This is a genomic window from Streptomyces durmitorensis (assembly GCF_023498005.1).
Classification (GTDB): Bacteria; Actinomycetota; Actinomycetes; order Streptomycetales; family Streptomycetaceae; genus Streptomyces; species Streptomyces durmitorensis.
Map to the genome: position 1 here is coordinate 2,970,012 of NZ_CP097289.1, position 18,009 is coordinate 2,988,020.

General features: G+C 70.1%; 16 protein-coding genes. 14 read left to right on the forward strand and 2 right to left on the reverse strand.

Annotated features, from left to right (window positions below; all coding sequences use genetic code 11):
- The first annotated feature begins 60 nt into the window (after positions 1 to 60).
- From M4V62_RS13105 to M4V62_RS13165, 13 genes are all read left to right on the forward strand, one after another.
- Positions 61 to 1,179, forward strand: coding sequence for a 3-deoxy-7-phosphoheptulonate synthase (locus tag M4V62_RS13105; protein ID WP_249587444.1), 1,119 nt, complete (start codon positions 61 to 63; stop codon positions 1,177 to 1,179).
- Between the two features lie 53 nt (positions 1,180 to 1,232).
- A complete protein-coding gene (locus tag M4V62_RS13110) occupies positions 1,233 to 2,639 on the forward strand; it encodes an aldehyde dehydrogenase family protein (protein ID WP_249587445.1) in 1,407 nt (468 codons plus the stop codon).
- Complete coding sequence (locus M4V62_RS13115) at positions 2,636 to 3,961, forward strand: phenylacetate--CoA ligase family protein (protein WP_249587446.1); 1,326 nt, start codon at positions 2,636 to 2,638, stop codon at positions 3,959 to 3,961. The genes M4V62_RS13110 and M4V62_RS13115 overlap by 4 nt, the downstream gene beginning before the upstream one ends.
- Positions 3,958 to 5,688: a prenyltransferase/squalene oxidase repeat-containing protein gene (locus M4V62_RS13120; protein ID WP_249587447.1), complete on the forward strand. Its 1,731-nt coding sequence runs from the start codon at positions 3,958 to 3,960 to the stop codon at positions 5,686 to 5,688. The genes M4V62_RS13115 and M4V62_RS13120 overlap by 4 nt, the downstream gene beginning before the upstream one ends.
- Before the next feature lie 13 nt (positions 5,689 to 5,701).
- Positions 5,702 to 6,148: a hypothetical protein gene (locus M4V62_RS13125; RefSeq protein WP_249587448.1), complete on the forward strand. Its 447-nt coding sequence runs from the start codon at positions 5,702 to 5,704 to the stop codon at positions 6,146 to 6,148.
- Positions 6,135 to 6,410 (forward strand): acyl carrier protein, encoded by a 276-nt coding sequence (locus M4V62_RS13130; protein WP_249587449.1) that lies wholly within the window; start codon positions 6,135 to 6,137, stop codon positions 6,408 to 6,410. The genes M4V62_RS13125 and M4V62_RS13130 overlap by 14 nt, the downstream gene beginning before the upstream one ends.
- Positions 6,407 to 7,486, forward strand: coding sequence for a class I adenylate-forming enzyme family protein (locus tag M4V62_RS13135; RefSeq protein WP_249587450.1), 1,080 nt, complete (start codon positions 6,407 to 6,409; stop codon positions 7,484 to 7,486). Before M4V62_RS13130 ends, M4V62_RS13135 begins: the two co-directional genes overlap by 4 nt.
- Before the next feature lie 27 nt (positions 7,487 to 7,513).
- The gene (locus tag M4V62_RS13140; protein ID WP_249587451.1) at positions 7,514 to 8,245 is read left to right on the forward strand and encodes an SDR family NAD(P)-dependent oxidoreductase; all 732 of its coding nucleotides are present in this window, start codon (positions 7,514 to 7,516) and stop codon (positions 8,243 to 8,245) included.
- Positions 8,246 to 8,333: 88 nt separating this feature from the next.
- Entirely contained in the window at positions 8,334 to 9,386 is a 1,053-nt protein-coding gene (locus M4V62_RS13145; RefSeq protein ID WP_249587452.1) for an acyl-CoA synthetase family protein, read from the forward strand.
- The gene (locus tag M4V62_RS13150; protein WP_249587453.1) at positions 9,386 to 11,023 is read left to right on the forward strand and encodes an HAL/PAL/TAL family ammonia-lyase; all 1,638 of its coding nucleotides are present in this window, start codon (positions 9,386 to 9,388) and stop codon (positions 11,021 to 11,023) included. Before M4V62_RS13145 ends, M4V62_RS13150 begins: the two co-directional genes overlap by 1 nt.
- Positions 11,024 to 11,048: 25 nt before the next feature.
- On the forward strand, positions 11,049 to 11,519 hold the full coding sequence (locus M4V62_RS13155; RefSeq protein WP_249587454.1) for an allene oxide cyclase barrel-like domain-containing protein: 471 nt from the start codon (positions 11,049 to 11,051) through the stop codon (positions 11,517 to 11,519).
- A gap of 6 nt (positions 11,520 to 11,525) precedes the next feature.
- Positions 11,526 to 12,572 carry an NAD(P)-dependent alcohol dehydrogenase gene (locus M4V62_RS13160; RefSeq protein ID WP_249587455.1) on the forward strand — a complete coding sequence of 349 codons (1,047 nt, stop codon included), beginning with the start codon at positions 11,526 to 11,528 and terminating at the stop codon, positions 12,570 to 12,572.
- A 70-nt stretch (positions 12,573 to 12,642) separates the two neighbouring features.
- Entirely contained in the window at positions 12,643 to 14,238 is a 1,596-nt protein-coding gene (locus M4V62_RS13165; RefSeq protein ID WP_249587456.1) for an FAD-dependent monooxygenase, read from the forward strand.
- 13 nt (positions 14,239 to 14,251) lie between these two features.
- Here the strand turns inward: M4V62_RS13165 and M4V62_RS13170 are convergent, their stop codons facing one another.
- Positions 14,252 to 15,142, reverse strand: coding sequence for a helix-turn-helix domain-containing protein (locus M4V62_RS13170; RefSeq protein ID WP_249587457.1), 891 nt, complete (start codon positions 15,140 to 15,142; stop codon positions 14,252 to 14,254).
- 218 nt (positions 15,143 to 15,360) lie between these two features.
- Between M4V62_RS13170 and M4V62_RS13175 the strand changes: the two genes are divergently transcribed.
- On the forward strand, positions 15,361 to 16,791 hold the full coding sequence (locus tag M4V62_RS13175; RefSeq protein WP_249587458.1) for an MFS transporter: 1,431 nt from the start codon (positions 15,361 to 15,363) through the stop codon (positions 16,789 to 16,791).
- A gap of 103 nt (positions 16,792 to 16,894) precedes the next feature.
- Here the strand turns inward: M4V62_RS13175 and M4V62_RS13180 are convergent, their stop codons facing one another.
- Complete coding sequence (locus tag M4V62_RS13180; RefSeq protein ID WP_249587459.1) at positions 16,895 to 17,935, reverse strand: helix-turn-helix domain-containing protein; 1,041 nt, start codon at positions 17,933 to 17,935, stop codon at positions 16,895 to 16,897.
- Positions 17,936 to 18,009 lie beyond the last annotated feature (74 nt).

Here is an 18,009-nt window from a genome sequence, read left to right on the forward strand (position 1 = left end):
CCCTGAACGATTCGTTGCCGACGCACAACTGTTGCGCTGAGTAGAGCGAATTGAGGAACGATGCAGAGTCTTGACACGCTGGCCGGAGAAGGACCCGATTCCCTGGTCGAACAGTTCTCGTCGGGTGATGTCGGCGGGCAGTACCGTACGCACTTGGCGAGCACCCCCGGCGAGCTGCTGGGCGAGCTGCCGCTGACCGAGGCCGCCGCCGGTTCGGTGAGTGCGGGACGCCTCATGACCCGCCGTGTACTGAGCGGTGACGACGACCGTCTGCTCGTCGTGGTCGGCCCGTGCTCGATCCATGACGTGAACGCCGGTCTGGCGTACGCGAGATCGCTGGGTGAACTGGCCGCCGAACTCGCCGACGACTTGGCGGTCGTCATGCGGGTGTACGTCGAGAAGCCCCGCACCACGGTCGGCTGGACCGGGCTGCTCGCCGATCCGGCGCTTGACGGCAATCCGGATCTCGACCGAGGGCTTCGCACCGCCCGGGCACTCATGCTCGAGGTCGCCGAACTGGGGCTGCCCATCGCGACGGAGTGGCTGAGCCCGGCGGCTCCGGCGTACCTGGCGGACCTGATCTCCTGGGGAGCCATCGGCGCGCGGACCGTGGAGAGCCAGGTGCACCGGCAACTGGCCAGCGGTCTGCCCATGCCCGTGGGCATGAAGAACGGCAGCACCGGCTCGGTGGGCGTCGCCGTCGACGCCATCCGGTCCGCGGCCGCCCCCCACGCCTATCTCGGCCTCGACCGGGACGGCAGGCCCGTCACGCTGCGAACGAGCGGGAATCCCGACTGTCATGTGGTGCTCCGGGGCGCGTCGGGTCAGCCCAACTACCGCACCGAGAACGTGCGTTCGGCGGCGCGACTCCTTTCGGCGGCCTCGCTGCCGACAGGCCTGGTCATCGACGCCAGTCACGGAAACAGCGGCAAGGACCACGACCAACAGGCCCTGGTCGCCCGGGAGATAGGGGCACAGATCGCGGCCGGCGACACGGACATCCGCGGCGTCATGCTGGAGGGCTTCCTGATCCCCGGGCGCCAGGAACTCGGAGTCGGTGAGCCCGTGTTCGGCCAGAGCATCACCGATGCCTGCATGGGCTGGGACGCCACCGTGGACGTGCTCCGGGACCTCGCGGCCGCGACCCGCCGCCGCGCCCTGACGGCCGCCACAGGCTGACCCACTCATCACCTCACGCCCCGTGACTCGCCGGAAGGAACAGGAGAGCGAGCATGCTGGACATCCCTGCGCTGGGTCCGACCGGGCCCTACCGGACGCGGAACCGCACCGTCGTGGCGGACGCTTCGGGCAGACCGGCCCTTGAACTGGCTTCGGTCCCAAGCCTGGTGGTCTCCCACTGGATCGATCAGCTTCGAGGAAGTACGCCTCTGCCCGTCGCGGAGACGGCCGGCGTACTCAAGAAGGCAGCCGACGTCTTCGAGGCCCAGGAGATCCTGGGAGACGATCTGGAGGCCCACGAGCGACGCGTGTCGGCGCTGACGGGCACACCCGTCACGGTCGTACGCGAGTGCGACAGGCTCATCACGGCGACCCTGCGCGACGTGGGAAGGGCGCCGTCGTCGGCACGGCCCACGGGCTGCGCCCCCGTCGGCACGGCCTGGCCCGACGCACCGTCGGCAGGCGCTGCCTGGTGCCGCACCGGGGACGTCTTCGCCGTGCACGCGGCGGGCAACAGCCCCGGTGTGCACGCCATGTGGCTGGAGGCGCTGGCGCTCGGCTATCGGGTCGTCGTCCGCCCCTCCAACCGGGACCCGCTCACTCCTGTCCGCCTCGTCACCGCGCTGTGGCAGGCAGGAGTGCCGACGACCCAGCTGGTCATGGCGCCCTGCGACCACGCGACGGCAGATCTGATCATCGAGCGCTCGGATCGTGCCCTGGTGTACGGCGGTCAGGACGTCGTGGACAAGTACCGCAACCGCGGCGACGTCCGGTTGCAGGGTCCTGGCCGCTCGAAGCTGGTCGTGACCGCCGAAGCGGACCGGCGCGCCGGGGTCGGCCTCGCCCGCACGGGCGCGCTCCATCACGCGGGCACCGCGTGCACCGCGACCACGGGCGTACTGGTCGAAGAGGATCCGGCGGGATTCGCCGGTGAACTGGCCGCGGCGCTGCGCGAGGTGGCTCCCGCCCGGCACCTGGACGACACGGCCCTCCTGCCGTGCATGCCACAGGCCGATGCGGAACGGCTGGTGGCGGCGGTCCTGCAGCGGGCGAAGGACGCGACGGTGCACCTGGCGCCGCGAGTCGAACGGCTCGGCGGCGAGGGCTCCCTGGCGACCGTGACGCCCGCGGTCGTGGAACTGGCGTCCCCGAGGAACCCCTTGCTGTCGTACGAGGTGCCCTTCCCCTGCGTGTGGGTCGCCCCGTTCGAGCGCGGTGCCGCGGACGTCCTCGACGGCTCCTTGGTGCTGTCGCTGCACACCGAGGACATGGCACTGGTCGCCGAGGCCACGGAGCTCACGGAGGTCTCCAACGTGTACCTGGGCGAGCCGACCTCCTGGGCCCACCCGGACGTACCGCACGACGGGTTCCTCGGAGAGTTCCTGATGCGCGCCAAGGGGCTGGCCCATCGTCGCCTGCCCGACCAAGTTCATCCGCCGCGATCAAGGAGTGGCATATGAAGATCAACTCCAGGAATGACCTCGACTTCATGGAGCGGATACAGCAGGAGGTGGCCGCTCACCGCCGCGAAGCCCGTTCCGACGACGGCTACTACGCGTCGAAGCTGGCCGAGGTCTGGCGCCGCGCGGAGCAGACATCGGCCTACGGCTCGCTCGGCACGTTCTCGATGCAGGCGTTCCTGGACCTGCACGCGACGTCCAAGGACGACCTCAAGGCCCGGCCTCTGGAGTACCTGCGGGTACCGGTCGACGCGGGTCTGAAGTACTACCAGACGACGGGGACGACAGGGGCCCCCACACCCACACCTCGCACGGCCCAGGACATGATCGCCAACACCGTGTCCGTCGCCGAGGCCTGGCGCACGATGCTGGCGGACAGCGGTCACCGCGCCCTGATTCTGCTGCCCTCGGACATCGTCCCGGTGGCCGACCTGATGGTCGGCGTCTGCGAGTTCCTGGGGATTCCCCACGCCAAGGCCTATCCGTACACCACCGGGATCTCCGACTGGGACCGCATCGTCGGCCTGTGGGAGGTCTTCCGGCCGACCGTGGTGTTCGTGGCGCCCGGCGTGCTCCTTGAGTTCTCCCAGGTCATGAAGAAGCGCGGCTTGCTGGACCAGCTGCGTGAGTCCGTCGAACTCCTCATGCTGCTCGGGGAGGTGAGCACGCCCGAGCTGCGTGCCATGGCCGGGCAGTGGTGGAACGCGCGTGCCTACGACGCGAGTTACGGCAGCACGGAGAGCGGAACGCTGGCCGCGTGCTGCGCGCGGGACCGGCTGCACCTGCTGCGCGGGGCCAACTACTTCGAGATCGCGACCGAGGACGGCATCGCGCCCGCCGAGGCGGGGCGCGACGGCCGGCTCGTCGTCACCCCGCTCAACAACGATGCCCGCCCCCTCCTCCGCCTCGACATGGGTGACGAGGTGTCCCTGACCCATGGCTGTCCCTGCGGGGATGACGCCCCGGTGGTGACGGTCCACGGCCGGGGAAGCGACGGGACCGAGATCAAGGGCAGCCGCGTTCGCACCCGCGACCTCGAAGGCGTCGTCTACGCGAACCGCGATGTCATGGGCTATCTGATCGAGGTCGACGAGGGCGGCACCTGGGCCAGGCTGCTGCTCGAACGGGACCCGGGCACCGACCGGGAGGCCGAGTCCGCGAAGAACGACCTCATCCAGCGGCGTACGGACGAACACCTCGGCTTCCGCTGGGACGAGGTCCGCTTCGTCAACCGGTTGCCGGTGACGACGAAGAGCGGCGGCTCCCAGAAGAGCTGGAAGCGCTCCAACTTCCGCGTCGTCGGCGAGGTGGTGCCGGCATGACGTACGACATGCTGCAAAGGTCGTCCGGGGTCGTCTCCGGGGAGTCCGACCTGTGGTGCACCTACGCGGCGGTGCGGACCCTCACGTGGCTCGGCCGCATCGGCGACCTGCCCGCCCCCGAGACCGTCGCCGGTTTCCTCTCGTCCCGACGGAACTCCGACGGTGGATTCGCGTGGTCGGCCGGCATGAGCTCCGACGCCTGGGCCACCTACTACTGCACCCAGGCGTTGGCCGATCTGCCAGCCGGCGGCCGTGGCACGGTCGACGGCGCGAGCTCCGCATGGGTACGGAGCGCCGCCCACGCGGATGGCGGGTTCGCGATGACACCCGGTCAGGCGTCGGACGTGTGGGCCACCTACTACGCCGTACGCACCCTGGTGGAGATCTACGGTGAGCGCCCGCCGGAAGCTCTGTCCGACTGGCTTGCGGCGCTTCAGGCCAAGGACGGTGGCCTTGCCTGGAGCCCCGCCCACGCCAAGGACGGCACGTCCGACGTGCGGGCCTGCTACTACGCCATCACCGCCTGGAGCACGGCCACCGGTGGACGGGGTCCGCTGCCGTGGGACCGCGAGCGGCTCACGAACTGGCTCATGGACCGGCAGAGCGCGGCCGGCGGATTCACCTTCCAGGACGGCGACGAGACGGACTGTCTGTGGGCGACGTTCCGGGCCACCAGTGCCCTGAGCCGACTCGGGGAGACCCCTCGGGACCCCCAGGGCTGTGCCGCCTGGATTCGGGCCCGCCTGACGCCGGACGGTTCGTTCACCCGGTGGCCCGGTTATCCCGTGCCGGATGTGTGGGCGGCTTTCTGCGGAGTGGGAGCACTGAGGGAACTCGGTGCCGGAATCGAGGACATCGCCGACCGGGTGGTCGACACCGTGCTGACCTTCCGGACCGGGCAGGGGGGATTCACCTATCGTGCTCCCGAACTCGCCTCGGACGTGCTCACCACCTCCGCCCACCTGATGGCCCGCCGCTTCTCGGACACCGGGGAACGCGACGCCCTGCGGTGGATGGAGAACTGCATGATGCCGAACGAGCACGGCATCATGTACATGCCTGGTCGGGGGAGTGAGGTGCGGTGCACCCTCTGGGCCCTGTCGGCGGGGGCGTTCGAGGACGACGCCCCGGCCCGAGCCAGGATCGCGGACTGGCTCTCCGGTGCCATCCAGAACCCCGACGGCGGGTTCGGGTACTGGGAGGGCCGCGCGTCGGACATGGTCTCGACGTCCGCGGCCGCGGAGATCCTCCGCAAGGCCGACGGGAACGCCGCCGCTGCCCGGCTGCGGGACATCGCCGGGTACGTGGCCACCTGCGAGACGGCACCCGGCCAGTACGCCAACGTGCCCGGTGGCCGACCCACGCTGCGGGCCACCCTGCAGGCGCTCAGGGCGCTGCACGGGGCCATCGGGGCCGACGGCGCCCACGTCGGCGACGCGCTCGCCCGGCACCGGGTCCGCGGCGGCGGATTCGCGAACGAGGGCAACCGGGTCCCCGACCTCCTGAGCACCTACGAAGCCGTGCTCGCGGCGGACGCGTTCGGCCTCCAGTGGGACGCCGGCCATCTGACGAAGTTCCTGGACAGCGTGCGGACGGTGGACGCCGGGTTCGCCTGGACTCCCCTGATGGCCACGAGCGGCGGCCCGCTCGCCGACTGTCTGGGGCGGCGTCTGGAGCTGCGCCTCTCGCCCGAACAGCACGCCCTGCCGCCACTGGCCCTCTCGTGAAAGGCACGGAATCTTGCCGACCGTCGACGTGTCCAGCACCCCGCTGACCCCCTCCGCGCGGCTGAGGGCCGCACTACGCCTCACCCGGTGGATGGCCGCGCACGGTTCTGCCGCCGCGCACGTCGTGGTCTCTTTCCGTACCGCGGAGCCGATGGCGTACTTCGCCGGAGGGATGCCGCTGACGGCCTACGGGGACGGCATGGACGAGGACAGGCGGGCCCGGTGGGCGTCCGTCGTGTGCCACGTGCATCCCGACCGCGACCACGCGTACCGGGCGGAGCTGGCCGAAGAGGTCAGGGAGGCGCTCGGTCTCGACGCGGACACCGCCCACCTGACGGTCCGGTTCGAACCCACCCAGCCCGACCGGGTGTTCTACCTGGAATCGGGGTCGATGACGAGCGGCGGACCGCCACCTGCCGGCCGCAGCCAAGAGAAAGGTTCCCGATATGCGCACCACTGACCACACCGAGACCAGCAACCGTGTCCTGTCGGTCCTCGAGAAGCGCTTCGGCGACGCCGCCCGCTCGCTGGCCCCGGACGCGGACCTGACCGACGCACTGCCGGGATTCGACAGCCTGGCGGCTCTCGAGTACGTCACCGCGGTCGAGGGAGAGTTCGGCATCGAGGTCGACTTCGTCGGCGACGACGTGCGCTATTGGTTCAGCACGCTCGAGCGGACCGCCCAGTACGTACACGAGTGCGTCGAGGACCAGGCGGCATGACGGAGACCACGGCTCGTACGGAGCGGCCCCCGGCCCGGGGGCGCGACGAGATCTGCTTTGACACGTCCGGCAGCACGGGAGTCCCGCGGCGCTGGTTCCGGCTCCCCCACCAGATGGAGCGCGAGGTGGAGCTGATCGGCACGCATCTCGTCGGCCCGGTCGATCACGTGGTCAACTACGCCCCGCCGCAGCACCTGTACGGCGCCCTGTTCGGTCAGTGGCTGCCGCGCCTGGCGGACGTTCGCGTCCACCAGGCGTGGACCGACCCGTTCGCGCCCCTGTCGGTCTCGCCCGGCGAACGCGTCCTGGTCGTCTGCGTCCCGATGGCCTGGGAACTGCTGCGCCGCGGCTGGCCGGCGCTGGAACGCGCGGGCTCGGTCGTCGCCCTGCACAGCTCTGCGGCCCCGCCGCACACGGCCCACGCACTCGTCCGCCGAGCCGCTCCGCTGCTTCGGGCACACGAGATCCTGGGGTCGACCGAGACCGGGGGCATCGCCCACCGGCCGCTGGCCCCAGAGGGTTGCGACGCGGACCCCTGGCAGGCCTTCCCCGACGTCTCGTTCGTCCGTGACGTCGGCGCACCGGCGGAACGGACGGCGGAGCTGCTGGTGCGCAGCCCGCGCCTGGCCCGCCCGGAGAGCGGGACGCGACCGCCCGACCGGTGGGCCACCGGCGACCTGGTGCGGTTCACAGGCCCCCGTACTTTCCGGCTCCTCGGGCGCAGCGGCTCCCTGATCAAGGTGAACGGAATCAAGGTGCATCTCGCCAGGGTCGACGAGCGGCTGAACGCCCGCCTGCCGCAGGCGGAATGCGTCGCGCTGCCCCTGCCCGACGACTCGCTCGCCGGGGAGGGCTACGCGGTCCTCTGGTCCGGCCGGGACAACGGAGTGGGCCTCGCGGACATCAGAGCGGCTCTCCGGGATTTCCCAGCCCCGTCGAAGGTCGTGGAACTGGCGGAAATACCAAGAACTTCCACCGGGAAACCGGACCGAACAGCCCTTCTCTCGGCGCTCCGACCGCCGTCCGCGGCCGTTCGAGAAGTCGGATCGGAAACAACAGTCCTTCCAGGAGTCTAGGAGTCCATTCTGTCCAGGTTGATCGTGGTGACCGGTGCGAGCGCCGGCATCGGCAAGGCCACGGCGAAGCGGTTCGCCGAGAACGAAGACAAGGTGCTCCTGATCGCACGGCAGGAGAACCGGCTCACGCAGGCGGTCGAGGAGATCCGGTCGTGCGTGCCGGGAGCGGACGTCGAGCCGCTCGCCCTCGACATGTCCGATCCCGAATCGGCGGAGATCCTTCAGGACCACGTCAGGTCGACCGGGCTGCCGGTCAGCGGCCTCGCGTGCTGTGCGGGTGCGGTCCCGCCGTCCGAAGGTGAGGACGTGACGTCGGTTCTGGCGGAATGGCAGGAGGCGTACCGGTCGAACGTGATGACCTCGGTCATCGCCGTGGAGGGCTTGATCCCCGTCATGGCCGACGGTGGCAGCATCGTGCTCTACAGCTCCATCGCCGCCTACCGGGGATCCGGCGGGACAGGTGGGTACGGCGCCGCGAAGGCGGCCCTCCACTCGTACGTCCACACCCTCTCGGCGCGCCTGGGGCCGCGCGGCATCAGTGCCAACGCCCTCGCGCCGGGCTATGTCGCGGGCACCGCCCTCTTCGGCGACGGGCTCTCCGCCGCGCGGGAGACCATGCTCGTCCGGCAGACCGCCCTTGGACGCGCGGGGGATCCGGCGGACGTCGCGGAGCTCGCCCTCTACCTGTGCTCGGGCCCCGGCGGCTATGTCACCTCGCAGATCATCCAGATCAACGGCGGTTCGTACCACGGCGTTTGAGGACGCGCGGGGTGCCGCCCCCTCCCCTGTCGGCCGCCCCTCTCTTCGACCTTTCAGCCCTTCGACCGAGAAAGCACGGTGACATGCCATGAACGCCCGCGAGCAGGCCGACGCGCACGTCCGAGCCATGATGCGCTGGCACTTCGACCCGGCCACGGGATCCCGGTACTGGCTCGAGCGCCGCGACCGGCTGGGTTTCGATCCGGTCGAGGACGTGCGGTGCGTCGATGACCTGCTGAAGTTCCCCAACCTGGTGGACGAACTCCGCGACGTTCCGGTCGAGGACCTGATCCCCCGCGGCCTGGACGCCACGGAGAAGGTGTTCGCCGTGTACGAGAGCGGTGGCACCACAGGGGCCCCCAAGCGCTTCGTGATGTTCGAGAACTGGTTCGACCAGTACATGGCGTGGGAGAACTCCCACTACCCCGATGACGGTGAGGGGCACACTCTGGCCGTGGCGCCCAGCGGCCCCCACATGCTCGGCGAGTACTCCAAGAGGATCGCGCAGGCCAGGGGCGGGATCCGGTTCTCCATCGACCTGGATCCGCGCTGGGTGAAACGCCTCATCGCGGCCGGTGACTCCGCCGGTGCCGGCGCGTACGTCGATCACCTCGTCGACCAGGCCGAACTGGTCCTGCAGTCACAGGACATCGCCTTCCTGATCACGACGCCTCCCCTCCTCGCCCGGCTGGCCCAGCGGGCCTCGGCCCGCGCGCTGATCCAGGAGAAGGTGCGCCTCGTGATCTGGACAGGAGCGCACATGGACCTGGACACCCTGGACCATCTGGCCACGGAGCTCTTCCCCAAGACGCGGTTCCGGGGGTCGTACGGCAGCACCTCCGTCCTCAGCGGCACGGTCCAGCGCCCCGACCCGGAGGGCACGGGCGACACGGTCTTCGACTCGTACGCCCCCTACGTCTTCTACCGCGTGGTCGACCCCTCCTCCGGTCAGCCGGTCGAGTTCGGGTCACAAGGAGCCGTGGTCATGAACTACCTCACCAAGTACGGCCTCGTGCCCAACAGCCTCGAACGCGACCTGGCCACGCGGGTACCCAGCCCCACAGGGGCCGGAGACTCCCTGCGGAACATTCATCCGGTCGCCGAGATGGACGGCCAGAAGATGATCGAAGGCGTCTATTGATGCCGACCACGCCCACGGCCCGGCACCTGGAACTCGACGGAACCGACCTCTCGCCCCGCTCGGTCGCCGCAGCCGCACGCCGCGACGGCGGTGAGACCCGGGTGACGCTCGGTGCCGCGGCCACCGAGCGGATGCACGCCTCCGTCGGCCTCAAGGAGACGCTGCTGGCCCAGGAGATCCCCATCTACGCCGTGACGACGGGCTTCGGGGACAGCTGCGTCCGGCAGATCTCGCCGGACAAGGCGCACGAACTCCAGCGCAACCTGGTGCTCTATCACCTCAACGGCGTGGGACCGAAAGCCGTACCGGAGGTCGCCCGGGCAGCCATGCTCATCAGGGCCAACGCGCTGGCCAAGGGGGTCTCGGCGATCCGGCCGCAGGCGGTGTCGATCCTCCTTGAGTGTCTGAGCCGGGACATTCTGCCGTTGATCCCTGAACGCGGGTCGGTCGGCGCGAGCGGTGATCTGGTGCCGCTGTGCTACTTGGCCGCGGCGCTGATCGGCGAAGGGCAGGTCCTGCACCGCGGCACCGTGCGTCCGGCGCTCGACGCCCTGCGCGACGAGGGCATCGAGCCGCTGCGGCTCGCGCCCAAGGAGGGAATCGCGCTGATCAACGGAACCTCCTTCGCCGCCGCATACGCGGTCCTCGCCGCCTGGGACGCGAGGGAACTGGCCTTCGTCGCCGAGATCGCGACGGCCATGACGCTGGAGGCGCTGCACGGCAACGCGTCGGCACTGCATCCCTTCGTCCACGCGAACAAGCCGCACCCGGGCCAGGTCAAGGCCGCCGGGTCCATTCGGGCCTTGCTGGCGGGGTCGCGGCTCGCCACTTCCTTCGACGACATTCTGGTGCGCCGCGAAAGGCTGGCCGGGCAGAGTTCCCTGCGGCTGAACGAGAGGATCCAGGACAAGTACTCGGTGCGCTGTGCCCCGCAGATCATCGGCATCGTCCATGACACGCTCGACTGGACGGAGAGCTGGCTCGGCACCGAGATCAACTCCGCCACCGACAACCCCCTGTTCGACGTCGCCGGGTCCGGACTCCATCTCGGCGGGAACTTCTACGCCGGCCATGTCGGGCAGGCCATGGACAGCCTGAAGACCACGGTGGCCGGCCTGGCCAATCTGCTCGACCGTCAGCTCGCGCTCGTCGTGGACGAGAAGTTCAACGAGGGACTGCCACCCAATCTGGTCGTCGCACGACGTCCGGACGAGCCCGAGGCGGGGCTGCACCACGGATTCAAGGGGATGCAGATAGCCGCCTCGGCCGTCACCGCCGAAGCCCTCAAACAGACGGGTCCGGTTTCGGTGTTCTCCCGCTCCACGGAGGCGCACAACCAGGACATCGTCAGCATGGGCACCATCTCGGCCCGTGACGCGCGCACCGTCAACGGCCTGGTCCGCGAAGTGGCGGCCATCCATCTGCTCGCCCTTGCCCAGGCCATCGACCTGCGGGGCGTGGAGAAGGCATCACCGGCCGTCCGGGCAGTGCACGGGCTCATCAGGGAGCACAGCGCCTTCGTCACCCACGACCGCCGTCTGGACCAGGACATCGAGGCGGTGACGGCCCTGATCGAGACCGGAGCCCTGCGGCGCGCGGCGGGGCTCGGCGACGAGGACTTCGCCGAACGGTACTGACCCACCCAAGAAGGAGATTCATCGCATGCCGAAGAAGACTTTCGCCCTGTTCACCGTTGCCGCGAGTGGACTGCTCGCACTGGGAATATCCTCGGTGCTCACCGTTCCCGCGCAGGCCACGTCCGAGAAGGTCATCGACCTGAACGTGGGCAACAACGGAGTCGTACACACCGATGTCGGCGCCCCCGGACTGAGCGTCGGGGACGAGTTCGTATACGCGGACAAGCTTTCCCGGGGCGGCAAGCAGATCGGTGAGGACGGCAGTTCCTGTCAGGTGACCGAGCTGCACGGCTCGGACACCACCACCAGCTGCGTGCTTTCGGTGCGCCTGCCGGAGGGGCAACTGACCGCCCAGTCGCTGTGGGTGAAGGGCAGCGACACGGTGCGGATGGCCATCACCGGGGGTACGGGCGCCTACCGCGGCGCCACCGGTGAGCTGGCGGCCAAGGACATCCAGACGCCGCACGAGACCTACCGCATCACGTTGGACAGGTAGGCCGCGATGTCCGACACCCTCGCGCTGTCGCTGCCCGCCAAGGGGGCGCCGTTCACGCTGACCACCATCGAGCGGCGCCCGCTGCGCGACAACGACGTCCGCATCGACATCAGGTTCTCCGGCATCTGCCACACCGACCTGCACTTCGGCCACGACGACTGGGGTGGGACCCTCTTCCCCCTCGTTCCCGGACACGAGATAACCGGGGTGGTCGCGGAAGTCGGCTCCGCCGTCACGGAGTTCACGCCGGGTGACCGGGTGGGCGTGGGCTGCATGGTCAACTCCTGTGGAAAATGCGCCCCTTGCCGCTCGGGCGAGGAGCAGTACTGCACAGAAGGCTTCGTCAAGACGTACTCGGCCCGTGACCATGACGGGACGGTGACGCTGGGCGGTTACAGCCGGTCCATCGTCGTCACGGAGCACTTCGTCGTGCGCGTCCCCGATGGGCTCGAACTCGACCGTGCGGCCCCGCTGCTGTGCGCGGGCGCCACGGTGTACTCACCTCTCCGCCGGTGGCAGGCGGGTCCGGGCAGGAACATCGGCGTGCTCGGCATGGGCGGTCTCGGGCATCTCGGCGTGAAGATCGCCGCGGCCATGGGTGCCGAGGTCACGCTCCTGAGCCGGTCCCCTGACAAGAAGGACGACGCCCTGCGCTTCGGTGCCGCACGGTTCGTGGACACCCGCGACAGTGAGCAACTCGCCGCGCTCGCCGGTCACTTCGACCTGATCGTCAACACCGTGCCGGCCCTCCTCGACGTGGACACCTATCTGGGCCTGCTCGGCATCGGCGGCACCCTCGTCCACGTGGGCGCTCCGGCCGACCCGATCGCCTCGTACAACGTGTTCTCCCTGTTGAGTGCCCGTCGCGGCATCGCGGGGTCCTCCATCGGCGGAATACGCGAGACCCAGGAAATGCTCGACTTCTGCGCGCGGCACCACATCGCCTCGGAGATCGAGAAGATCCCGGCCGACCGAGCAGCCGAAGCCTGGGAGAACCTGTCCGGCGTCCGCTACCGCTATGTCATCGATATCGCCACGCTCGGCACGACCTGACCCGGCCGCCGCTTCAAGGCCCTTCGCGTCCGACCCGACTCTGAAATCAGCAACAACGGAGGCAGATGCCATGTCACCCCAGCGCGTTCCTGTACTCGTCGTCGGTGGCGCCTATACCGGGATCACCACTGCTCTGAGTCTTGCGGCACGTGGTGTGCGGCCCCTTCTGGTGGAGCGACGACCGCATTCCTCCACGCTGCCGAAGGCATGGGGACTGAACACCCGTTCCCAGGAACTGCTCAACACACTGCCCGGCGTGGCGCAGCGGCTCCGCACCGCCCTCGCGGACACCCAGTGGCCCCGCATCAGCCACGGCGCCTGCCTCGCCGATCCCGAGCGGCTCCACCTCGACCCGCTGGCCGGGCTGCCCGACCCGCAGGAGCTCTCGTCGGTGCCCCCGCTGGCCTGGATATCCCAGGCCCAGGTCGAGGAGATCCTCCGTACCAGCGCCGAGGAAGCCGGCGCGGACGTCCGCTTCGGCACCGAGATGGTCTCCTTCACCCAGGACGACGAGAAGATCACCGCGACACTGCGTGAGGTGGCCGACGGCCGCGAGTACGTGGTCGAGGCGGATTACATGGTGGCGGCCGACGGGAACACGAGCCCGATCCGGGACAGCCTCGGCATTGCCGTCGAGGGCAGCGGAACCATCGGCCACATGTACATCCTCACGTTCGAGGCCGATCTGACGCGATACGTGGAGAAGGGTGCGGTCGAGGTCGTCGGAATGCCCGGCAGCGGATCCAGCTTCATCCTGGACGGCTCCGAGCGGCACACGCTGTGGGTCGACTACTTCCCCGAGCGGGGCGAGACGCCGCAGGACTTCAGCGAGGCGCGCTGCCTGGAGCGGATCCGCCGCGCGATCGGCGACCCCGAGATCGACGTCACCTTCGTCAACGCCCGCTTCTTCGCCATCAATCACAAGCTGGCCGAAAGGTTCCGCGAGGGCCGCGTCTTCCTCGCGGGCGACTCCGCGCACGCCTGCCCGCCCAATGGGGGGCAGGGCGGCAACCTCGCCATTCAGGACGCCTACGACCTGTCCTGGCGGCTCGCGCTGGTTCTCACCGGGCAAGCCGGAGCCGACCTGCTCGACACGTACGAGAGCGAGCGGCGCCCGATCGTCACCCTCACTCTCGAGCGCGAGGTCGAACTGGCGAAGATCTCCGAGGGCCGGGTGCCCGCCAGCTACAACCCGTCCGACCCCCATGCCCCCATCCCCATGCCCAAGGAGTACCTGGGCTTCCGTTACCACTCCGCCGCGGTCCGCACCGAGGCCGACGACGACGGCAGCCTCCAGGAGGATCCCTGGATCGCCACCGGGCGCCCCGGGGGACGAGCACCGCACGTCGTCCTCGCCGAGGGCCCGCGGGAGTTCTCCACGCACGACCTGTTCGGTCGCGGTTTCGTGCTGCTCGCGGGGTACGAAGCACCCCAGTGGGTCTCCGCGGCCGAGAAGGTCGCCCGCCGTCTCGGGGTCACCCTGGCCGCGCACCGGATGGGCGACCGCTTCTTCGACAGCGGCGACTGGTGCGGCCGTTACGGGGTCGAACCGACCGGCGCCGCGCTGGTCCGCCCCGACGCGGTCGTGGCCTGGCGCGGCAAGAAGGCCGCGGACGATCCAGAAGGTGAGCTGACGGCCGCGCTCACCGCGATACTCACCCGCTGATCGGCGGGTCGACTCACCCGTGACGACCGCCCGGCTCCCCATCGGCCGCCTCGGGCGCTGCTTCCGTGGGGCTGGCCATGTCGAGGAGCAGCATCGCGTCGTGGTCCGGTGTGCCGGGCGGCGCCTGATAGGTGACGAGGCGCTGGCCGTCCGTGCGGAAGATCGACATCACCTCGAAGTTGAGGCACATCGAGCCGACCTCCGGGTGCTGGAAGTGCTTGTGGCCGCCACCGCGCGCCCGCACGTCGTACCGCGCCCACAGGCGAGCGAACTCCGGGCTCTTCACCACGAGTTCACCGACGAGCTGGGCCAGTTCCGGCATGTCCGGGTCGGCGCCCGCCATCGCCCGCAGATGGGCGGCGCTGTGCCCGGCCATCTCCTCCCAGTCGCGGTACAGACTGCGGCCCATGGGGTGCAGGAACATGTAACGGGTGATGTTGCGGCGCTCCCGCGGCCAGTCCGTGATGCCGGGGAAGAGGCGCAGGCCGGGGCGGTTGGCGGCCAGCAGGTCGTTGGCGCGGTTGACGACGTACGCCGGGACGGGGCGCAGCGTCTCCAGCAGCCCGCGGACCGACTCCCGCACCTCACGTGCCGGGCCCGGGGACGGCGCAGGCGCCTGGCCCGCGGCGAGCGCCACCAGCTCGTGCAACCGCTGCAGCGCGTCGGCGGAGAGCTGGAGCGCCTCGCCGATCGCGGTGACGACGGCGGGCGACGGGCGGGTCTCGCGGCCGCGTTCGAGCCGCGTGTAGTAGTCGACGCTGACCCCGGCCAGCGTCGCCAGCTCCTCGCGGCGCAGCCCCGGGGTCCGGCGGATGCCCGTACCGACGCGCAGTCCCACGTCCTGCGGACGGATCTGCCCGCGACGGGCGCGGAGGAAGCGGCCCAGTTCCGTACCTTCGCTCATCCCTTCAGTGTCGCAAAGGCGCACGCCCGCGGGAGGGCTCCAGGGGGGCCGTATCAGGACCAGGAACGTCGCTCCCCCGCGCGGCTCGGTCTCCCGGGGGGCCGCACAGAGCACGCACGCTGTTTTCCGTACCCGACCCATGTCCGACCCAGATCCGACCCATGTCCGACCCGTACCGACCCGTACCGACAGATAGACGCAGTGAGGAGCAGTACACGATGAGGGTGACGCAATCCGGGACAGGCGCGGGAGTCGAGGCGAGTACGGGTGCCCAGGGTGAGCCGGGGCGTCCAGGCTCCGCCCGCGCGGCTCTGGTCGCCGCCGTCCTCGGCTTCTTCGTGATCACGCTGGACGTCTCCGGCGTCAACGTGGCCCTGCCCGCCGTGCGGGACGATCTCGGCGGCTCGATGTCAGGGATCCAATGGGTCGCCGACAGCTATACGTTGATGTTCGCGGCCCTGATGCTCTCCGCGGGCGCCTTCTCGGACGCGGTGGGCGCGCGGCGCGCGTACGGCTGGGGGCTCGGCGTCTTCACCCTCGCCTCGCTGGCCTGCGGGGCGGCACCGACGCTCGGGGCGCTGATGGCGGCCCGCGTGGTGCAGGGCAGCGCGGCGGCCGTGATGGTGCCCGCCTCGCTTGCGTTGATCCGGCAGGCGTTCCCCGATGCGGACGCGCGGGCACGTGGCATCGCCCTGTGGACCGTTGGCGGCGCGGTGGCCGTGGCCGCGGGGCCCGTGCTGGGCGGACTGCTCACCACGGAGTGGAGCTGGCGCACCGTGTTCCTCCTCAACGTGCCTGCCGGGCTCGCCGGTTTCCTGGTCCTGCTGCGGGCGGCGCGCTCCCCGCGGCACGCTGCCGCCTTCGATCTGCCGGGGCAGCTGACGGCCGTACTGGCACTGGCCGCACTGACCTTCGCCGTGATCGAGGGCGGGCACGACGGGCTCACCGGCACCGTGCAGGTCACAGCCGTGGTCGCGGTGGCGTCAGCAGCCGCGTTCGTGGCCGTCGAGGCCCGGCGACGCGCGCCGATGCTGCCGCTGGGACTCTTCCGTCAACGCGGCGTCAGCGTGCCCGTCGTCGCGGGCTTCGCCCTCAACGCCGCCTTCTACGGCGGGGTGTTCGTGCTGAGCCTCTTCTTCCAGGAGGAGCGGGGGCAGTCGGCGCTCTCGGCCGGGCTGATGTTCGTGCCGATGGCGGTGATCACCGCCAACTTCAACTACCTCTCACCGCGGGCGGTCTCCCGCTACGGCCCGCGGGCGGTGGTCGTCGCAGGACTGCTGACCGGCGCTGTGGGCTGCGGCGGTCTGGTAGCCGTCGACACCGGCACGCCGTGGTGGGTGACCGCCCTGCTGATGATCCCGCTGGGCATCGGCGGCTCCCTCGCCATGCCGGCACTGACCTCGCTGATGCTCGACAGCGTCGCCGCCGAGCGGGCCGGCACGGCAGCGGCACTGCTCAACACCAGCCGCCAGACGGGCGGAGCACTCAGCATCGCGGTCTTCGGCGCGCTGCTCGCCGGGGACTTCGCGCCGGGGATGCGGGAGAGCCTGCTGCTCGCCGCCTGCCTGCTGCTCGCCAATGCGCTGGGCGCGGCGGCACTGCTGCCGCGGCGGGTGAGGACGGCGACGGTCGCCGCTGCGAACTCCTAGAGGCCCTGACGGGCCGCCGGGCCGCCCGTCCCGTCAGGACCGACGGGGCGGGCGGCCCGGCGTCATGCGTGACAGCGGCCCGGACGGACCATCGGGCCGCGGGTCAGCCGGTCCCCTCTGCCAGCGCCGCGGTCCGCCGCGGTCCTTCGAGGCCGGCCACACGCATGTGGTCGCGGACCATCCATCCGGCCTGGAACCGGCTCTGCGCTCCCAAATCGTCGAAGATCTCGGCAATGTACTTCCGGCACGTCCGCACACCGATGCCCAGGCGTCTGGCCACCACTTCGTCCTTGTAGCCGGCGGCGAGCAGTTGAACGATCGCGGTCTTCGTCTCCTGGGTCAGGCACTCCGGGATTCTGTTGCTGCCACCCGTCCGCTGAAAGACCTCGCTGGTCGCCCAGGAGCTCACCACCATGTGAACGATGAACTCCACCAAGGCTCCGTGCTTCACCATGTGCGCCTTGCCCGGATCCTCGCCGTCCAGCAGGAACGCCACGGAGCGGTCGAAGACGATCAGCGCGGGCAAGGACGCGGCGGCGGTCCGGACCTCGCCCCCCGTCGCCGAGATCCGTTCGACGCAGTCGCGCACCTGAGCGTCGTAACGAGACAGGTGAGGGAGTAACACCCGCACGCCGACCTCCGGCGACATCAGCCCCGAAGCCCGGCAGACCACGTTCCGGGCGAGGGCGGAAGCTCCCCGCCCGAGTGGCTGCACGGCGAACACCTCCTCGGTGCACCGTGCCGCGCGCTCCTCGAGCACGTCGCGGATGTCGGAAACGCCCTCGAACGTGACCACAAGGCCGCCGCCCTGCGCGCTGTCGACGCCGAGGCCGGAGAGCGTGTCGAGCTGCTCGCGGATCCCGTCCAGCTGAGCCTGCCAGGCGTCGATGACGCCCGAGAGAGGTTTGGCGTACTGGAGCTTGGCCGTTTCCGGGTGCACCGCGGTCCAGTCGCTGTGGCCCTCCGCCTCGGATCGCGCAAGCCGCATCCTTCTGAGCCGGGACAGCACTCGCTCCGTCTGTCCCGTGCCCCACCCCAGACTTCTCGCCAGTCTCTCAAGGGTGGCTCCGCCGGTGGAGACGAGAAACCGATAGGCCACCAACTCCTCGTCACCCATCAGCGGAACGATCTGGGCGATGTCCACAGCTTCCCCCTTGCCCACTACGACAACTGCGACCTAAGAATAAACACTGAGCTATATATAGACGCAAGTCCAAG